General features: G+C 65.1%; 15 protein-coding genes and 1 tRNA gene. 7 read left to right on the top strand and 9 right to left on the bottom strand.

The genetic code is table 11. The features are described from left to right. Positions 1-3 precede the first annotated feature (3 nt). Positions 4-429 carry a secondary thiamine-phosphate synthase enzyme YjbQ gene (locus IED13_RS08335; RefSeq protein WP_191123898.1) on the top strand — a complete coding sequence of 142 codons (426 nt, stop codon included), beginning with the start codon at positions 4-6 and terminating at the stop codon, positions 427-429. A 32-nt stretch (positions 430-461) separates the two neighbouring features. On the opposite strand, the gene IED13_RS08340 is transcribed toward IED13_RS08335, so the two are convergent. After that, positions 462-794 (bottom strand): hypothetical protein, encoded by a 333-nt coding sequence (locus IED13_RS08340; RefSeq protein WP_191123899.1) that lies wholly within the window; start codon positions 792-794, stop codon positions 462-464. Between the two features lie 307 nt (positions 795-1101). On the opposite strand from IED13_RS08340, the gene IED13_RS08345 reads away from it, so the two are divergent. Then, positions 1102-1389 carry an HlyU family transcriptional regulator gene (locus tag IED13_RS08345; protein WP_038359023.1) on the top strand — a complete coding sequence of 96 codons (288 nt, stop codon included), beginning with the start codon at positions 1102-1104 and terminating at the stop codon, positions 1387-1389. An 82-nt stretch (positions 1390-1471) separates the two neighbouring features. Then, positions 1472-2032, top strand: a complete 561-nt coding sequence (locus IED13_RS08350) for a type 1 glutamine amidotransferase domain-containing protein (RefSeq protein ID WP_112762857.1) — start codon at positions 1472-1474, stop codon at positions 2030-2032. Positions 2033-2038: 6 nt separating this feature from the next. Here IED13_RS08350 and IED13_RS08355 read toward each other — a convergent pair whose 3' ends face one another. Further along, complete coding sequence (locus IED13_RS08355; RefSeq protein ID WP_191123900.1) at positions 2039-3052, bottom strand: 2-dehydropantoate 2-reductase; 1014 nt, start codon at positions 3050-3052, stop codon at positions 2039-2041. Positions 3053-3236: 184 nt separating this feature from the next. On the opposite strand from IED13_RS08355, the gene IED13_RS08360 reads away from it, so the two are divergent. Then, positions 3237-4490 (top strand): MFS transporter, encoded by a 1254-nt coding sequence (locus tag IED13_RS08360; RefSeq protein WP_142021741.1) that lies wholly within the window; start codon positions 3237-3239, stop codon positions 4488-4490. Here the strand turns inward: IED13_RS08360 and IED13_RS08365 are convergent. Further along, positions 4472-4885 carry a VOC family protein gene (locus tag IED13_RS08365; RefSeq protein WP_191123901.1) on the bottom strand — a complete coding sequence of 138 codons (414 nt, stop codon included), beginning with the start codon at positions 4883-4885 and terminating at the stop codon, positions 4472-4474. The two genes, IED13_RS08360 and IED13_RS08365, sit on opposite strands and share 19 nt — an antisense overlap. Positions 4886-5024: 139 nt before the next feature. Here IED13_RS08365 and IED13_RS08370 point away from each other — a divergent pair, with 139 nt between their 5' ends. From IED13_RS08370 to IED13_RS08380, 3 genes are all read left to right on the top strand, one after another. Further along, a complete protein-coding gene (locus IED13_RS08370) occupies positions 5025-5429 on the top strand; it encodes an acyl-CoA thioesterase (RefSeq protein ID WP_038359016.1) in 405 nt (134 codons plus the stop codon). 285 nt (positions 5430-5714) lie between these two features. Next, entirely contained in the window at positions 5715-8123 is a 2409-nt protein-coding gene (locus tag IED13_RS08375) for a methyl-accepting chemotaxis protein (RefSeq protein WP_113252540.1), read from the top strand. A 181-nt stretch (positions 8124-8304) separates the two neighbouring features. Continuing rightward, a tRNA-Ile gene (locus tag IED13_RS08380) sits at positions 8305-8380 on the top strand. Positions 8381-8666: 286 nt separating this feature from the next. On the opposite strand, the gene IED13_RS08385 is transcribed toward IED13_RS08380, so the two are convergent. The 6 genes from IED13_RS08385 to IED13_RS08410 form a co-directional block, all read right to left on the bottom strand. Next, positions 8667-9821, bottom strand: a complete 1155-nt coding sequence (locus IED13_RS08385; RefSeq protein WP_191123902.1) for an ABC transporter substrate-binding protein — start codon at positions 9819-9821, stop codon at positions 8667-8669. Beyond that, the gene (locus IED13_RS08390; protein WP_191123903.1) at positions 9821-11944 is read right to left on the bottom strand and encodes a TonB-dependent receptor; all 2124 of its coding nucleotides are present in this window, start codon (positions 11942-11944) and stop codon (positions 9821-9823) included. Before IED13_RS08390 ends, IED13_RS08385 begins: the two co-directional genes overlap by 1 nt. 457 nt (positions 11945-12401) lie before the next feature. Beyond that, entirely contained in the window at positions 12402-13517 is a 1116-nt protein-coding gene (locus tag IED13_RS08395; protein ID WP_191124030.1) for a CaiB/BaiF CoA transferase family protein, read from the bottom strand. 113 nt (positions 13518-13630) lie between these two features. Continuing rightward, positions 13631-14533 (bottom strand): LysR substrate-binding domain-containing protein, encoded by a 903-nt coding sequence (locus IED13_RS08400; protein ID WP_051987509.1) that lies wholly within the window; start codon positions 14531-14533, stop codon positions 13631-13633. A 34-nt stretch (positions 14534-14567) separates the two neighbouring features. Next, positions 14568-15458 (bottom strand): ABC transporter permease, encoded by an 891-nt coding sequence (locus tag IED13_RS08405; RefSeq protein ID WP_191123904.1) that lies wholly within the window; start codon positions 15456-15458, stop codon positions 14568-14570. Beyond that, the gene (locus tag IED13_RS08410; protein WP_038359004.1) at positions 15458-16411 is read right to left on the bottom strand and encodes an ABC transporter permease; all 954 of its coding nucleotides are present in this window, start codon (positions 16409-16411) and stop codon (positions 15458-15460) included. Before IED13_RS08410 ends, IED13_RS08405 begins: the two co-directional genes overlap by 1 nt. Positions 16412-16434: the final 23 nt, after the last annotated feature.

Genomic DNA, 16434 nt, shown 5'->3' on the forward strand with positions numbered 1-16434 from the left:
GCGATGTCCCGCCAGCGGATCCTCACCATCGCGACGCAAGGGGCGGGGCTCTACGAGTTCACTCGGCAGGCGGCGGATTTTGTCAGCGCCCATGGCGAGCCGGAGGGGCTGCTGACGCTGTTCGTGCGTCACACCTCCTGCTCGCTGCTGATCCAGGAAAACGCCGATCCGGATGTCAGGCGCGATCTCGATGCGTTTTTCGGAAGGCTGGTGCCGTCGGCGGACGATCCGGCGATGGGCTATCTCGTTCACCGCGCCGAGGGGCCGGACGACATGCCGGCACATATCAAGGCGGCGCTGACTGCGGTTTCGCTCTCGATTCCCGTGATGGGCGGGCGCCTCGCGCTCGGCACCTGGCAGGGCATCTATCTGTTCGAGCACCGGGCGAGCCCGCACCGGCGCGAGATCGTTTTGCACCTGTCCGCCTGAGGCTCGCGTATCGGACACTCCGATCGAGCCATCTATTGCGCCGCGAAGCTTTCCGGTGTCGGCAGCGGCTCCCAGGAGTCGCCGCCACCGATGAGGCAGCTCACGCCGCCCGGCGTTGTGACGAGCAGCGTCCAGGTGCCGGCCGGCCCGACATAAAGCTCGAACAGGAGACCGCTATCCGCCAGCCCGCTGCCGACGATGCGCTCGCGGAAGGTCTCCTGGAGCTTCTCGACGATGTGGGTGCGTTCGGCGCAGGGCGGCCCGCGCGGAGCAGGCTGCTGGGCAAGGGCAGGCAAGGCCTGAAGCGTGCCGGCCAGTCCCGCGACGACCAGGAATTTGCGGAGTGTCGATTTGATGAGTGTCATGGCCATTCTCCCTGTCCGGAAGCGGCCGCTGGGCGGGATCATGTCGGGAAGCCTTGCGACTGCCCTGGACATATCTGATGTGGGAAGCTGCGAGACGCGGTTCAAGCCGGAGGGCGGGCAGGGGGGCCGGTTCGGGACGGGCGCAAACGAAGTTCTCCCCGGAACGTCTCCTGCCCTGGGCGCTTCCGCGTTCGCCCGAATTGTTGAGCTGCCCCGGCTCGCTGCCCCGTCGCATTTTCCTCATGCGGGCCGGTACCCACTTCGCTCGAAAATGCTCTATATCAGGCCCAACGCGTGCGGAGGTTCCATGTCTTTCTTCAAAACATTGTTCGGTGGCGGCAAGCAGGCCGAGGAGAAGCCGGCGGGTCCGGTCAAGAGCATCGAGCATAACGGCTTCACCATCCACGCCACGCCCTATCAGGAAGGCGGGCAGTACCAGCTCTGCGGCATCATCGAGAAGGCGATCGACGGCGAGACGAAGACTCACCGCTTCGTTCGCGCCGACCGCTTTCCGGGGCAGGCGGAAGCCGCCGATTTCACGCTGATCAAGGGGCAGCAGATCGTCGACATGGAAGGCGAGCGCATCTTCCGCTGAGCGGTTTTGCCGCGGCTGGCTCCGGGAACGATGCCGGCCCCGAGCGGTTTCCTGATCTCACCCCGAGATGAAGGAGAACGCCATGAGCAATCTGGCCGGAAAGACGATTTTGATTCTCGCGACGCATGGCTTCGAGCAATCCGAGCTCGACGTGCCGCATGCGGAGCTGAAGAAGGCCGGGGCGACGGTGCATGTCGTCGCGCCCGAGGCCGGCGAGATCAAGGGCTGGAAGCACACAGACTGGGGTACGCCGGTCAAGGTCGACAAGACGCTCGATCAGGTCAGCGCCAAGGACTATGACGCCATCGTGCTGCCGGGCGGGCAGATGAACCCGGATACGCTGCGCGGCAACGACAAGGCCCTCGCGCTGATCAAGGAATTCTTCGCGCAGGGCAAGATCGTCGCGGCCGTCTGCCACGGCCCCTGGCTGCTGATCGACACCGGCATCGCCAAGGGGCGCAAGCTCACATCGTGGCCCACCCTGAAGCAGGATCTGCTCAATGCCGGCGCCTTGTGGGAGGACCGCGAGGTCGTCACCGACAAGGGCGTGGTCACCTCGCGCAAGCCCGACGATCTCCCGGCCTTCGTCGCCAAGATCATCGAGGAGGTCAGGGAAGGGCGCCATGAGCGCAGGGCAGCCTGACACGCCTCAACCTGCGGCGGCCTCGAGTTCCGCCAGAAGCGCATCCGCGGTCCAATGAGGCCGCGGATGCGTTTTTTCGGCCGCACGGATGAGAGCGCAAAGCCGGGCGTTGACGGGCGCAGAGGTGCCGAGGCGCCCGGCAAGCCTGACGATCTCGCCATTGATCCAATCGATCTCGGTCGCCCGGCCGGCGGCGAGATCGTCCGACATCGAGGAACGGGCTTGCGGGTCGATGGCGAGCATCCGCTTCGCCAGACGGGCAAAGATCGCGTCCGGCAATCCAAGCAGTATCGGAATCCAGCTCGCGGGCAGCGGGGTCAGCTTCGCCGGTACGATCCCCGCGTGCCGCAGCAGGCCTAGCGCCTCGCGCTGCGCCAAGGCGAGGCAGCGGCGGTAATCGCGTTGCGACAGCTCCTCCCGCAGCGGCCTGTCCGCGAGCGCGTTGACGGCGTTGTTGAGGTTGAGGAGCAGCTTCGCCCATTGGACGGGCGCCATCTCGGCGTGGCGGAGGAACGGCAGGCCTGCCTGCGCGAAGGCCGAGAGATCGGGCTGCCCCGGCGGGCTTGCCTGCAAGGCGAGGTCGCCTTGTGAAGCCTGGTGGAACTGGCCCGGCGCAGGGTTGACGACGTTGAACGGCACCATGCCGTCGAGCACCGTCTGCTTCAGCGCGGCGCGCAGGATATCGCCGTTGCCGATGCCGTTCTGGAAGCTGACGACGGTGGCGGTGGCACCGAGGATAGGAGCCAGTTCGGCCGCTGCGGCGGCCGTACCGCCCGACTTGACGGTGAGCAGGACGAGATCGGCCCCGGCGGCACCCTCCGGCTCGGTCGCGAAGGCGATGCTGCCCGGCGGAACGGTCCAGCGGCGACCGTCATAGTGCGTGACGGTGAGGCCGTGCTCGCGCAGCGCAGCCCCGGCCGCCGGCCTGCCGACGAAGCGGGTATCGGTGCCGGCGGCGAGAAGGCGCCCGCCGAGATAGCAGCCGATGGAGCCGGCGCCGTAGATGCAGATCCTCGTCATGGTCGGGCGCTCCGGAACGTTGCGCATTGTTCGCGGCCATGGGCTGGGGTCAAGCCGCGGGCGAGACAGCGGGTACGACACCTCCACCCGGCGCGCGGCGGGGCTGTGCCGCTTGCGCTTGTTCGGCCGGCGCTTGCTGCTAATCCTGCCACAAGGCCGCATCAGAACCGGCTATCGAGGACGCATGACCCAAGGTTCCCTTCGAGATGCCGGGCGCTACGAGCCCGATTCACCCTATGCCTGGCTGCGCCTGGTGCTCGCGCTGGTGGTCGGCACCGTCGCCTGCGTCGGCTCCTGGTCGGTCGTCGTGGTGCTGCCGGCGATGCAGGGCGAGTTCGATACGCTGCGTTCCGGCGCCACGCTGCCCTATACCTGCGCCATGCTCGGCTTCGGGGCCGGCAATGTCGTGATGGGCCGGATCGCCGATCGCTACGGCATCATGGTTCCCATCGTGGTGGGGGGGCTGCTGCTCGCGGCCGGATACACCGCAGCCGGGCTCTCGCATTCGCTCTGGCAGTTCGCGGCGGCGCATGGGCTCCTGATCGGAATCGGCAGCGCCGCTGGCTTCTCGCCGCTGATCTCCGACCTGTCGCATTGGTTCCGCCGGCATCGCGGGCTCGCGGTGGTCTGCGGCGCCTCGGGCAGCTATCTCGCTGGCGTGGTCTGGCCCCAGGTCATCAACTGGGGGCTCGCGCATCATGGCTGGCGCGTCACCCATTTCGGCATCGCGGTGACGGCGCTCGTCATCATGCTGTCCTTGGCGCCGTTCTTCCGCCGCCAGCCGACGGCCGCCACGCTCGCCAGCGCCGACGTCCATAGCGCCGGCGTGCGCGGCGATCTCGGCCTCAGCGCCAATCAGCTCCAGGCCCTGCTCTGCGTCGCCGGCTTTGCCTGCTGCGTGGCGATGGCGATGCCGCAGGTCCATATCGTCGCCTATTGCGGCGATCTCGGCTACGGCGTGGCGCGCGGCGCCGAGATGCTCTCGCTGATGATGCTGCTCGGCATCGTCAGCCGGGTCGGCTCCGGCTTCGTGGCCGATCGCATCGGCGGCACGGCGACGCTTCTGATCGGCTCGTTGATGCAGGGCGTAGCGCTGTTCCTCTATCTCTGGTTCGACGGGCTCTCGTCGCTCTACATCGTCAGCGCCCTGTTCGGCCTGTTCCAGGGCGGCATCGTGCCGATGTACGCGGTCATCATCCGCGAATACCTGCCGGCGCGGCAGGCCGGGATGCGCATCGGGCTCGTCATGTCCTTCACGGTGCTCGGCATGGCGGCCGGCGGCTATCTCTCCGGCGTCATCTTCGATTATTTCAGCTCCTACCGAATGGCCTTCCTCAACGGGCTGGCCTGGAACCTGGTCAATCTCGCGATCGCCTGCTGGCTGATCCTGCGGACACGCCAGCAATCGGAGCAGCGCGTTCAGGTCGCGGGGCGATAGGTGCCGAAGCACCAGAGATGGCCCTCCGGATCCCTGCAGATGAAGTCGCGGCTGCCATAGGGCTGGTCTGTTGGCTCCATGCAGATCTCGGCGCCGGCCTTGCGGGCGCGCTCGCAGCGGGCGTCGATGTCGTCGGTGGCGATATAGGGCGAGGCGGTCGTGCCGCCGAGCTCGGCCGGGCGCGGGACGAGCTTGCCGAATTCGTTGCCCTCGGACGAGCCGAGCATGACGAAGCAGTCGCCCATGCGCAATTCGCCATGGAGCAGCGTCCTGCCATCCTCCGAATAATAGGCGGCATGCTTCTCGAAGCCGAAGGCCTCGATCAGCCAATCCACCATGCGCGGGCCGTCGAGATAACGCAGCGAGATGCAGATCAGCGGCTTCTGGCCGGGCATGGTCGTTCTCCTCCGTGACGCCTCGCGATCATCCTCGCCCGCAAAGACGCGAGGGGTAAAGGCTCGCCCCGCTTGCCGGGCTCGCTCCCGCCCGCCATCATCGCCGACAGATTCCCGATCACGAAGGCGACGAGCGACCATGACCCGAGCGGCCGATGCACCGGAAGAGCAGCCCCGCGGCGAATTGACCGTGCGCACCATCGCGATGCCGAGCGACACCAACTCGAATGGCGACATCTTCGGCGGCTGGGTGATGTCGCGCATGGACCAGGCCGGCGGCATCGCCGGCGTCGACCGGGCGCAGGGACGCGTGGTGACGGTCGCGGTCGATGCCATGACCTTCATCCATCCGGTGAAGGTCGGCGACGTGCTGAGCGTCTATACGGAAATCGAGTCGATCGGCCGGACCTCGATGAAGATCCACGTCGAGGCCTGGGCCAAGCGCTTCCGGACGACGCTGCACGAAAAGGTCACCGACGCGACCTTCACCTTCGTGGCGATCGATGAGGAGGGCCGCCCCCGGCCGGTGCCCCGCACGGATTGAAAATCCTAACGGCTGATGAACCTGATCTCGGACGCGGTGATTCAAAAGAATCCACTTTAAACGTTCCTTAAAAGGCACTTCGCCATAGTGCGCCCCGACAAGACCGGAACACCGGTCCGGGGTAGATGCATGTCCGTCCGATCTCGCAAGGCCTACCTGCCAACCGGCCATCCGGCCGGCCGGGCAGCGGATTCTGTGCCGCATGGGAGACGCGACATGGACCGGGCCAGGCTTCCGCTTCTGAAATCCTTTTCCAGCGTTGCGTGAGATCCGGAGAACGACTTCATGACGAAAGCCAAGCCTGCGCGCGAGCGCAAGCCGATGCGGATCGGCATTGCCGCCCGGATCTATGCCGCGTTGGGGACGCTGACGGCGCTGACCCTCGTATCCTCCTCCGTCGCGTGGCTCTCCTATAACCGCGTCGAGGCGACGGTCGACGACCTCGTCGGGCAGAAGATGCCGGTCGTGGAGCTGGCGCTCGAACTGTCGCAGGCCGCCACGCAGTCGACGGCGCTCGCTGCCCGCTTCAGCGAGGTCGAGTCCATCCAGGATCGCTCGGCGCTGACCGCCGATCTCGACAAGGTCGAGGGGCGGCAGATGGACCTGCTGCGGCGCATCGCGCAGCAGGGCAAGGTCGATCAGGGGAAGGCCCAGCAGGCGATCGACACGCTCTCGCGCCAGATCAACGACATCAACGACCTGACCGGCGACAGGCTGCGCAACGCGGCCGAGCAGGCCAAGACGCTCGAGAAGCTGTCGAAGGCCCGCGAAGGATTCACCGCGCTCGCCGATTTCGAGACGGGCGACGCCCAGTTCAACGTCAAGATGAACATCGCCAGCGCGACCCAGCTCACCGGCAAGGAGGTCGAGGAGGCGCTGGCCAACATCATCGACAAGGATCTCGCCACGCTGCAGACGGCCCAGGCGCTCCAGCTCCAGATCAGCGAGATGGTCGGCCTGCTGCGCGAAATCTCGCAGGTCGACAACCGCGCGGCGCTCGACACCGGCAAGTCCCGGTTCAACGCCACCCTGAATCAGGTCCGCGGCTTCCTCGCCCAGGCGGAGAAGCTGCAGGCGAATCCGGCGCGCGCCGATGCCGTCAACGCGGTGATCGCTCTCGGCGAGGGCAATGAAAGCGTGATCGCGATCCGCGAGCGCGAGCTGAAGACGCGCGCGGCGATCCAGGCCGGGCTCAAGGAGACGCAGCAGGCCGCCGATGCGGTCCGCCGCGAGGTCAACGAGCTCGTCACGACGGCCCGCAACGGGGCGGAGGCCGCCGGCACCTCGACCGGGACGCTGATCGACCAGAGCCGGCTCTGGCTCGGCGGCATCGGCGGCGGTTCGCTGCTGATCGCGCTGGCGCTGGCCTTCCTCTATGTCCGCCCGATGATCGTCGGCCGCCTCAATCGGCTCTGGGGCGCGACGAAGGCGATCGCCGACGGCGCGCTCGAGACGACCGTCGATACCAAGGGCAACGACGAGATCTCGGACATTTCGAAGAGCGTGCTGCTCTTCCGCGACAATGCGGTCGCGCTGCGTGCCGCCGAGATTGCCAAGGTCGAGGACCAGAAGCAGGCGCAGGAACAGCGCCGCCAGATGATGCAGGAATTGGGCGAGGCTTTCGGCGTCGTCGTCGCCGCCGCCGCGGCCGGCGATTTCAGCCAGCGTGTCGCCGCGCAGTTCGCCGATGCGGAACTCAACGCCCTGGCGGACTCGGTCAACACCCTGCTCGAAACCGTGCAGACCGGCCTGTCCGAGACCTGCGAGGTGCTCGCCGAGCTCTCGGCCGGCCATCTCTCGGCCCGTATCGAGGGGCTCTATCAGGGCGCCTTCGCCGAGCTCAAGGACGGCACCAACGCGCTCGCCGACGAGTTCGAGGGCACGCTGGCGCGGCTCTCCGAGACCGTCTCGGCGGTGCGCAGCGCGACCAGCGAGATCCTCGACGGCGTCACCGACCTCGCCGAGCGTACCAGCGAGGAGAGCAATGCCGTCTCGATGGCGACGAACCAGCTCGGTGCCTTCGCCGGCACGGTGAAGAAGACCGCGAGCGAGGCGGCGCAGGCGACCGGCATGGCGCAGGGCGCCGAGGAGCGCGCGCAGCAGGGCGAGAAGGTCGTCGCCTCGGCGCTGGAAGCGATGCAGCGCATCCGCCAGTCCTCGAGCAAGATCTCCGAGGTCATCGCGATGATCGACGAGATCGCCTTCCAGACCAACCTGCTGGCGCTGAACGCGGCGGTGGAAGCGGCGCGGGCCGGCGATGCCGGCAAGGGCTTCGCCGTGGTCGCGACCGAGGTTCGCAGCCTCGCCAAGCGCTCGGCCGATGCGTCCAACGACGTCAAGAAGCTGGTCGAGGCGGCCCATGGCGACGTCCGGGTCGGCGTCGGCCTGGTCGAGGAGACCTCGGCGATGTTCGGCGCGATCATGGGCTCGGTGAACGAGCTGACGAAGCTGATGAACGGCATCGCCCAGACGGCGAAGAGCCAGGCCACCGACGTTTCGACGATCAACACCGAGATCGACGGCATCGGCACCATGGCGCATCAGAACGCGGCGCTGGTCGAGGAGACGAATGCGGCGCTGGCGCTGACCGACGAGCAGACGCGGGCCCTGACCGAGCACATCGCCCGCTTCCAGTTCCGGGAAGGGCATGCGGGCGGCCATGGCGGCAAGGCCTCCCTGCACGAGGCCGCCTGAGCGCGAACGTCGGGACACCGGACGATCTGAAAGGCCCCGCGGACCGATCCGCGGGGCTTTTTCGTGTTTTGCGCCGGAGACGCCGGGCGGCCTAGCCCGTCCCGCTATGACGTCCGACGCAGCATCGGCTTTTCGGAAAAAGCGGATTCCACTTTTCGGCCCGATGCTGTAGGCGAGAGGCGGGCCGGTAGCTCAATGGTTAGAGCTCGCTGCTCATAACAGCGCCGGTGCCGGTTCGAGTCCGGCCCGGCCCACCATTATAATTGCTAAACGTCTGATTTTCTTCAGCTAAATTAACGAAATCTCGCACCGGAATTCAAGGTACGGGAATAGCCTGTTCTAATCCCGTCCCGGCAAGAGCTTCGCCGCTGCCTGTTTCGCCAGCCGTTCGCGATTCGCTTGGAAGGTGTCGAGCGATGCCATCCGGCCGCCACGCCAACCGAAAATGGCCTCAAGTTCGGCGTCGGAGGCCCTGCCTTCTCTCTTTGGGCACGGGAAATACAAGGACCAGAGGTCGCAGGGTTCGCTTGGCGCGACGCTTGATCAATTGTCGCCTTTCAACTCCACCCAATAGCCAGGTCGATAGGGGATTGGCAGAAAGCGCTCGTGAAGTTCGCGCAGCGTTTCATCTGCATCGAGATCGCCAAAAAGCTCGGGGTGCAGCCAGCGTGCGATGCGCTGAAGCGCCACGAATTGGTACGGGCTGTTGTAGAACTGGTGCCAGATGGCATAGACGCGCCGCTCAGCGACCGCCTTGCCATGCATGAATGCCGGGCGCTGCGCGAGGGCTGCGAGTTTGCGACGGGCTACGGACAGATCAGCGCCCGGGCCAAGGCCAACCCATTCGCCGCCTGGCGCAAGCGTGTCCCAGTTGCCGCCCGTCACGATGACGACATCGGGGTCTCGGGCGATGATCGTTTCGGGGTTGATCGTACCGAAGGTTCCCGGAAGGAGTTCCGAACCAAGATTGCGGCCGCCGGCCATTTCGACCATGAGGCCGAAATTCTCCTGGCCGAAGCTCATGCAGCAGCCGTCGGAGTATCCTGGAATGCGGTCCAGCATGACCAGCGGGCGCTTCAAGTCCGGCATCGCTGCGATCGGGCTCGTCACACGCGCGATCTGATCCGCTCGGAAGGCGATCAGTCGTTCAGCGACGTCTTCGCGTCCAAACAATTGCCCCAGCACGCGTAACGAAGGCTCGGTGTTGCGGAGCGGCGCGTGCCGAAAATCGACATAAAGCACCGCGACACCAACCGAGGCGAGCTTTTCGACGAGCTGCATCTCCGCACTGGCGCGCTCCGCTTCGAAGTTGAGGATCAGCACATCGGGCTGAAGCGAAATCGCCTTCTCGATATCGAAGCTTCCTGCCGCCGCGCTGCCGAACTTTGGCAGCGCGGCGGCTTGCGGGTAGCGTTCGACATAGATGCGGTAGCTGTCGGGGTCAGCCTTCTCGAAATCCTCTCCCCATCCGACGATGCGGGCGAAAGGGTTGTCACGGTCCAAGGCCGCGATGGCGTGGATTTGCCGCGCTTCGCCGAGCAGGACACGCCGAACGGGCAACTCGACAGCGACCTTGCGGCCGAGCACATCGGTAACGGTGATCGGCGCTGCGGAGGTCCGACAAGCTGCCGCGAGCGGCAAGCCGATGCCGAGAGCCCCCAGCAGATTCCGGCGGGACGGGCGAAGACATGACGTCATCAGAGATCCGCGGACATCGACAGGAGATAGGTTCTTGGAGCGCCTTGCGTGAAGGTGCCGAAGGACGCCGCGCCAGCCCAGTATTTCGCGTCCGTCACGTTCACGACATTAGCACGGAAGGTGGTTTTGCGACCGTTGAACTGCGTCGCGTAGCGCAGCCCCAGGTCGAGGCGAGTCCAATCCGACAAGGCCTGGCTGTTCGCCGCATCGACGAACTGCTTGCCTGTATGGATGACGGCCGCGTTGAGGGTAAGACCGGGGACCCAAGGCACATCCCATTCCGTGCCGAGATTGAGCTGGATGCGAGGCACGCCGATCGGTGTATTGCCGATATTGGCCGCAGCCGCTGTGCGTGTGAGTTCTCCGTCGAGCAGGGTCAGGCCGCCCAGCACCCGCCATTGCGATGTGATCTGGCCGAAAACATTGAGCTCGAGGCCGCGAACACGCTGCTCTCCACTTTCAGCGAAGGTGCGCGCCGGGCTGAGTTCGCCAATCGGCCGCGTGATCTGGAACGCGGCGAGCGAGGCGCCGAAGCCGCTGTAGTCGAGCTTGACGCCTGCCTCGACCTGACGGGCGACATAAGGGGCGAGGATCTCGCCGGCGTTGCTCGCGGTTACCGGCGCGATGTCGCCGCGGCTCAGCCCCTCGACATAGTTTCCGTAGAAGGAGACGTTTTCCCAGGGCCGGACGACGAGGCCGACGAAGGGTGTCGTGGCGCTCTTATCGTAGGAAGAGGCCAAGGCACCGACATTGGAGACGTAGTTGCGGGCCTCGACATTCTGCCGGCGCACGCCGACCGTTAGCAGAACGCGCTCGTCGAAAGCCGAGAGCGTGTCCGCCGCCGAGACGCCCGTCAGCGTGCTGTCGGACAGACGCGCCTGCGAGCCGATACGCAGCGGCGCGATCTCCGGCACGCGCACCGGGTTGTAGATATTCGAGGCGTAGGAGCCACGGGCAGCGGCGAACTCGCGCGATGTCTCTTCATGGTATCGAGAGAGCTGCACGGTCAGTGCATGCCTGATGAAGCCGGTCTCGAATTTTGCCCGTACACCGCCCTCAAAGGTCTGACGGTCGACACCGAGGCCGTAGAATTGCGGTGCCGTAACGGTATCGCCGCGCAGGTTGGTGATCGTCGCGGCCGAGGCGAAATAGCGTTCGACGCCGGTATGCGAGGCCCCGGCATTGCCGAACAGTGTGATGCCGTCGGCGACGTCGTACTCCATCCGCAGCAAGCCGCCGCGATCATCGACGTCCGAATATTCCCATGGCTGGGTCACATTGCGGCGGCCATCAGGCGCCTTCGGAACCGGCACCCCGGCCTGCATGAAGAAGGGCCGGGCAGGCGCATTGAAACGATCTGTCTGGGCCAGAAAATAGGCCCAGGCGCGGAACCGCTCGCCCTGATAGTCGAGGGCGAGCGCGCCAACGCCGCTTTGCTCCGATTGATGATCGAGAGCTGTCCTGCCGTCGCTCAGGCTGGTGATGACCCGCAGGCCCCACTCCCGATTGGCACCGAAGCGCCGGGCGAAGTCGAGCTGACCGCCGGGCCGCGCATTCGAAGCATAGTTTAGCGTGACGCGCGTCAGGTCCTCTTCGGCGCGTTTCGGGACGATGTTGATGACGCCGCCGATCCCGCCATTCGGCGAAACCCCGGTGATCGCTGCCGAAGGCCCTTTCAAGACTTCGATGCGCTCGGCATAATCGGAGAAAATGCGGAAGCTCGGTGCCACGCCGTAGACGCCATCGAATGCGATTTCACCGCTCGTCCCCTCGTTCGCGGGAAAGCCGCGGATATAGAACGAGTCGAATGGCGCGCCGGTGCCCTGGGTCGCGCGCACGGATGGGTCGAGGGCGAGCGCCTCGGAGGCCGTCCGCGCCTGGCGGTCACGGATGAACTGATCAGTATAGCTGGTGACGTTGAACGGCGACTTCTGGATGTCGGTATTGCCGAGCAGGCCGAGGCGGGCGCCGGTTGCGACCTGCCCCCCTGCGAAAGCTGGCGGCACCTGCGATGTGCCTGCCCCTTCCACGACGATCTCGTCGAGCTGGAGCTGACTCTGCCCTTGTTGAGCCCGGGCGGCGATCGTTGCCAGCGGAACGCTCACGATAACCAGGGCGGTCATCAGACACGCACCGGTTGCCGCGGCTTTCACATGGCTGGGCTCGGCGAGCGCGGTTGACGCCCTCGTTAGCTGATCGACCTTCATTTTTGCCTCAATAATTCAGCGAGAATAACGACGTTATCTTCGCCGCATGCTTGAGGTAATTGATGTTTAGGCGTCAATCTGGCTGTAAATGAAAATGAATAATGAAAATTACTTGTAGCAATAATGCAACTAATACATTTTAATTACTCAAAACAAACCATCAAAAACTTGTGACGACGCACAGAAGAGGAGACAAGGCGCCCCTCGATCTACGATACTTGTTGTATCCAGAGGGGTAGGCTTGGCGTCGATATCTTTTTCTAGAGGCCAGCCTCTAAAAAAGAGAGGCAGGGCAGTCCGCTTGCGTCCTGATGGCCAATGGCGTCGGCCAACGCCGCGATTCACCCGGCTGAAATGTCGGCCGCGCCTCGTCTCAATCCTGCAGCACCCTATGCTCGCCGATGGCGGGAACCGGGCCGTATTCACGTCCAATGCCCGCCAGGACCAGGGCAGGGGCAGGCAGTTCAACCGGCCCCGCCGGCGTCTGGACAGTGATGCGCCGCAGATGCGGATGCTGCGATAGCCCGGCCATGTCGTTGACGCTGGCGAAGGCGATGTCGGCTTCGAGGAGGAGCCGGCCCCCTTCGCGTGCATCGAGCCTTGCGAAGGCCTCCGCGGCGATCCGATCGGTCTCGAGCCGGTTGCGGACGCGGTCGACATTCGTTGCGAAGCGCTGGTCGGTAACCAGATCCGGCTGCCGGAGGAACAGTTCGCAGAACTTGGCCCATTCCCGGTCGTTCTGAATCGACATCAATATCGGCCTGCCGTCGCGGGTGGCGAAGGCGCCGTAAGGTGCGATCGAAGGATGGGCCATGCCGATGCGCTGCGGCGGTCTGCCGCCTTCCTGGTGAAGCAACGGTACGGTCGACCAATCCGCCATCACGTCAAACATCGAGATGTGGATATCGGCACCCTCGCCAGTGCTGCCGCGCGCGATCAGGGCTTCCAGGACCGCGGCGTGCGCGGTGGCGCCGGTGGCGATATCGACGATGGAGATTCCGACGCGGGCCGGCTCCTCGGGGCCGCCGGTAATGGAGCATAGTCCGGATTCGGCCTGGATCAGCAGGTCGTAGGCCTTGCGATCCGCGAGTGGGCCGTTCTCGCCATAACCGGTGATCGAGCAGCAGATTAGGCCGGGATGTCGCACACGCAGCTCTTCGGTCGCGAAACCCAGCCTGGCGAGCGCACCGGATTTCAGGTTCTGCACGAGGATGTCGGCCTGTGCGATCAGTCCCGCGAGCTTGGCTTTGTCCTCCGGCGCGGAGAGATCGAGGACGAGCGATTCCTTGCCCCGGTTCAGCCACACGAAGTAGCTGCTTTGACCGTTGGCGACATCATCGTAGCGTCGGGCGAAATCGCCCTCCGGCCGCTCGATCTTGATGACGCGTGCCCCCGCATCGGCGAGGCGCGAGGTGCAAAACGGGGCGGCGACGGCTTGCTCGATAGCCACCACGAGAACGCCTTCCAGCGGGGAACGGGCAGAAGCCATCGGAGCCACCTCGGTCAGTCAAACTTGTCCTGACGGTCAGATAGCTGCCCGATCCCCCTTGTCGTCGATGGCCGTTTTGCGAAGCTCGCCTCTAAAGATCAGAGGCAGGCCGTTCACGACGCGTAACGGCGAACCAGCTCCCGGGCGCCTTCGATCTCGCTGCAGATCCAGTCCTCGACCACCACGACCTCGCGCCGGCGGCGCATCTCGGGCGGCCGGACCAGATAATAGGAAAAGCCGGTCGGGACGGCCTTGCGCATCGGCGTGACGAGCCGGCCGGACTGGATCGCCTGGTGCGCCAGGACGACGTCGGTCATGGCGACCCCAAGGCCGCATTCGGCCGCGCTCAACGCCATGTCCAACGCATCGAAGTCGAGGCCGCCACGTGCATCGAGGCCGGTTCCCGATTTCTCCGACCACGTCACCCAGTCCTGCCGGTCCGGCAGGGGATGGAGCAGGGTCGCGCCTGCCAGATCGGTCTCGCCGTCAGCATGCCCCGCCAGGTAATCCGGCGCGCAGACCGGCAGGATCCATTCCTGATAGAGTTCCGTCGCGCAGTCCTGAGGCCAGTTGCCAATGCCGTAGCGAATGCCGAGGTCGGCATCATTGTCGTTGAGCGTCATGTCGTTGAGACGCGTATGGACATTCACCTTGATCAGAGGGTGCCGCTCCTGGAACGTCCTGAGCCGCGGCAGCAGCCAGCGTAGTGCGAAGGTCGGCAGCACCTTGATCGTGACCGCGTTGCGCTCGTTCCGGAACGGATCGATGGCGTTCGCGATGTGGTCGAACGCTTCTTTCACGCTGAGTGCGAGCCTGCGGCCCTCGTCGGTGATCTCGAGCCCGTTGTGGCTCCGGATGAAGAGGGGGGCGCCGAGTTGGTCCTCCAGGATCTTGACCTGACGGCTGACGGCACTCTCGCTGACGTTCAGGATGAGCGCGGCCTTCTTGATGCTGAGTTGGGCCGCCACGATCTCGAAGCAGCGCAGTGCGTTCAGGGACGGCAATCTGCGGCTCATTTCGGCCTCCTCAGCGGAACTTCAGCCATCCTTTTCAGGGCAGATCCATTCTCGGATCAAGCGCGTCGCGCAGTCCGTCGCCAACGAAATTGAAAGACGTCACGGCGAGCGTGATGGCGATGCCGGGAAAAATGGCGAGCCAGGGCGCGCTGGTGAGATAGCTCTGCGCGCTTTCGAGCATATTGCCCCAGCTCGGCGTCGGCGGCTGGATGCCGAAGCCGAGGAAGGAGATGTAGCTTTCGGCGAGGATCGCGTGGGCGACATTCAAGGTCGCCGCGACGATGATCGGGGCGATGGCATTGGGCAGCAGTTCGCGGAACATGATGCGGCTGTGCGATGCGCCAAAGGAGACAGCGGCCTGCGCGAACTCGCGCGTCTTCAACGCACGGATCTGCGCCTCGACAACGCGAGCAACTTCCATCCAGGAGGTTGCCGCAATCAGTATCACGATCGAGGCCACAGAGGGCTGGATCAAGGCCGAGATGGCGAGCAGCAGGAAGATCGAGGGGAAGCACAGCATCGCATCGACGAAGCGCATCAGCGCGGCGCCCACCACGCCTTCGTAGAAGCCCGCGACAAGGCCGATGCAAATGCCGATTGCCATGGCGATCATCATGGCCGAGAAGCCGACCGCGAGCGAAATCCGCCCCGCCATGAGCAGGCGTGCGAGGATATCGCGACCGAGCGGATCGGTCCCGAGGATGTGCGGACCCGTGAAGGGCAGAGCGAAACGGGCTCGAATGTCGATATATGTGTCGGTGTAAGGCAGCAACCACGGCCCGATTACGCAGGCCAGCGTGAGGGCGACGATCGCTGCTGCACCGAAGACAGCGAGCTTGTGGCGGCGGAAGCGCCTGAAGCCCGGACTGTTCCAGGGCCGCTCGGGCGGCAGCACGGCGGCCCGGTCGAGATCACTGACGCTCATCAACCGCTCCTCGAAATGCGGGGATCGGCGATGCCGTAGAGCAGGTCGGCGATCAGAGAGCCGAGCAGGACGAGCACGGCGCTCAACATCAAGACGCCCATCACGACCGGATAGTCGCGGTAGCTGATCGAATCGAGGAAGAGCCGCCCCATGCCGGGCCAGGTGAAGACGGTTTCGGTGACGAGGGCACCGGAGAGCAGCATCGGCACATGCAGGCCAGTGATGGTGATCATGGGCAGCAATGCGTTGCGAAAGGCGTGGCGGACCAGGATCGAGCGCTCGGAGAGGCCCTTGGCGCGGGCGGTGCGGACGTAATCCTGATTGATCACCTCGAGCATGGAGGAGCGCATATACCGGCTCCAGACCGCGGTGGAGACCAGCGCGAGCACCATGACCGGCCCGATCAGATGGTGGATCTGGTTGAGCAGGGAGCCGTCCCCGATGGTGTAGCGGTTACCGGATGGCAGCCAGCCAAGCCCGACCGAGAAAACGTAGATCACGACCAGGCCGAACCAGAAGGTCGGGATCGACAGCGCGATCATGGCGCCGATGGTGGCGAGAGAATCGAAGAGCGAGTAGCGGCGGATTGCCCCGAGGATTCCGATCCATGCGCCGATCAGCATGGCGAGCAGCGTCGATGTCAGCATCAATTCGAGCGTCGCGCCGATATGCGAGCCGATGATGTGCAGCACCGGCTGGCCGTCCCGATAGGAGCGGCCCCAGTCGCCGGCGAGCATGCGCCATAGCCATTCGGCGTACTGGATCGGCAAAGCCCGGTTCAGGCCGAGCTGCTCGGCAATACGGTCGAGATCCTCTTGCGACATGTCGCCGCCGGCGGCGAATTGCGACAACGGCCCGCCCGGAGCCAGATGCAGGATGGCGAAGCCGATCATCGAGACGATGAAGAGCAACAGCACGGCCTGCCCGAAACGGCGCAGAAGAAAGGCGCTCAAGATCTTGTCATCCTCGCGGGTCC

The organism is Allobosea spartocytisi, assembly GCF_014764685.1.
In the GTDB taxonomy this organism is placed as follows: Bacteria; Pseudomonadota; Alphaproteobacteria; order Rhizobiales; family Beijerinckiaceae; genus Allobosea; species Allobosea spartocytisi.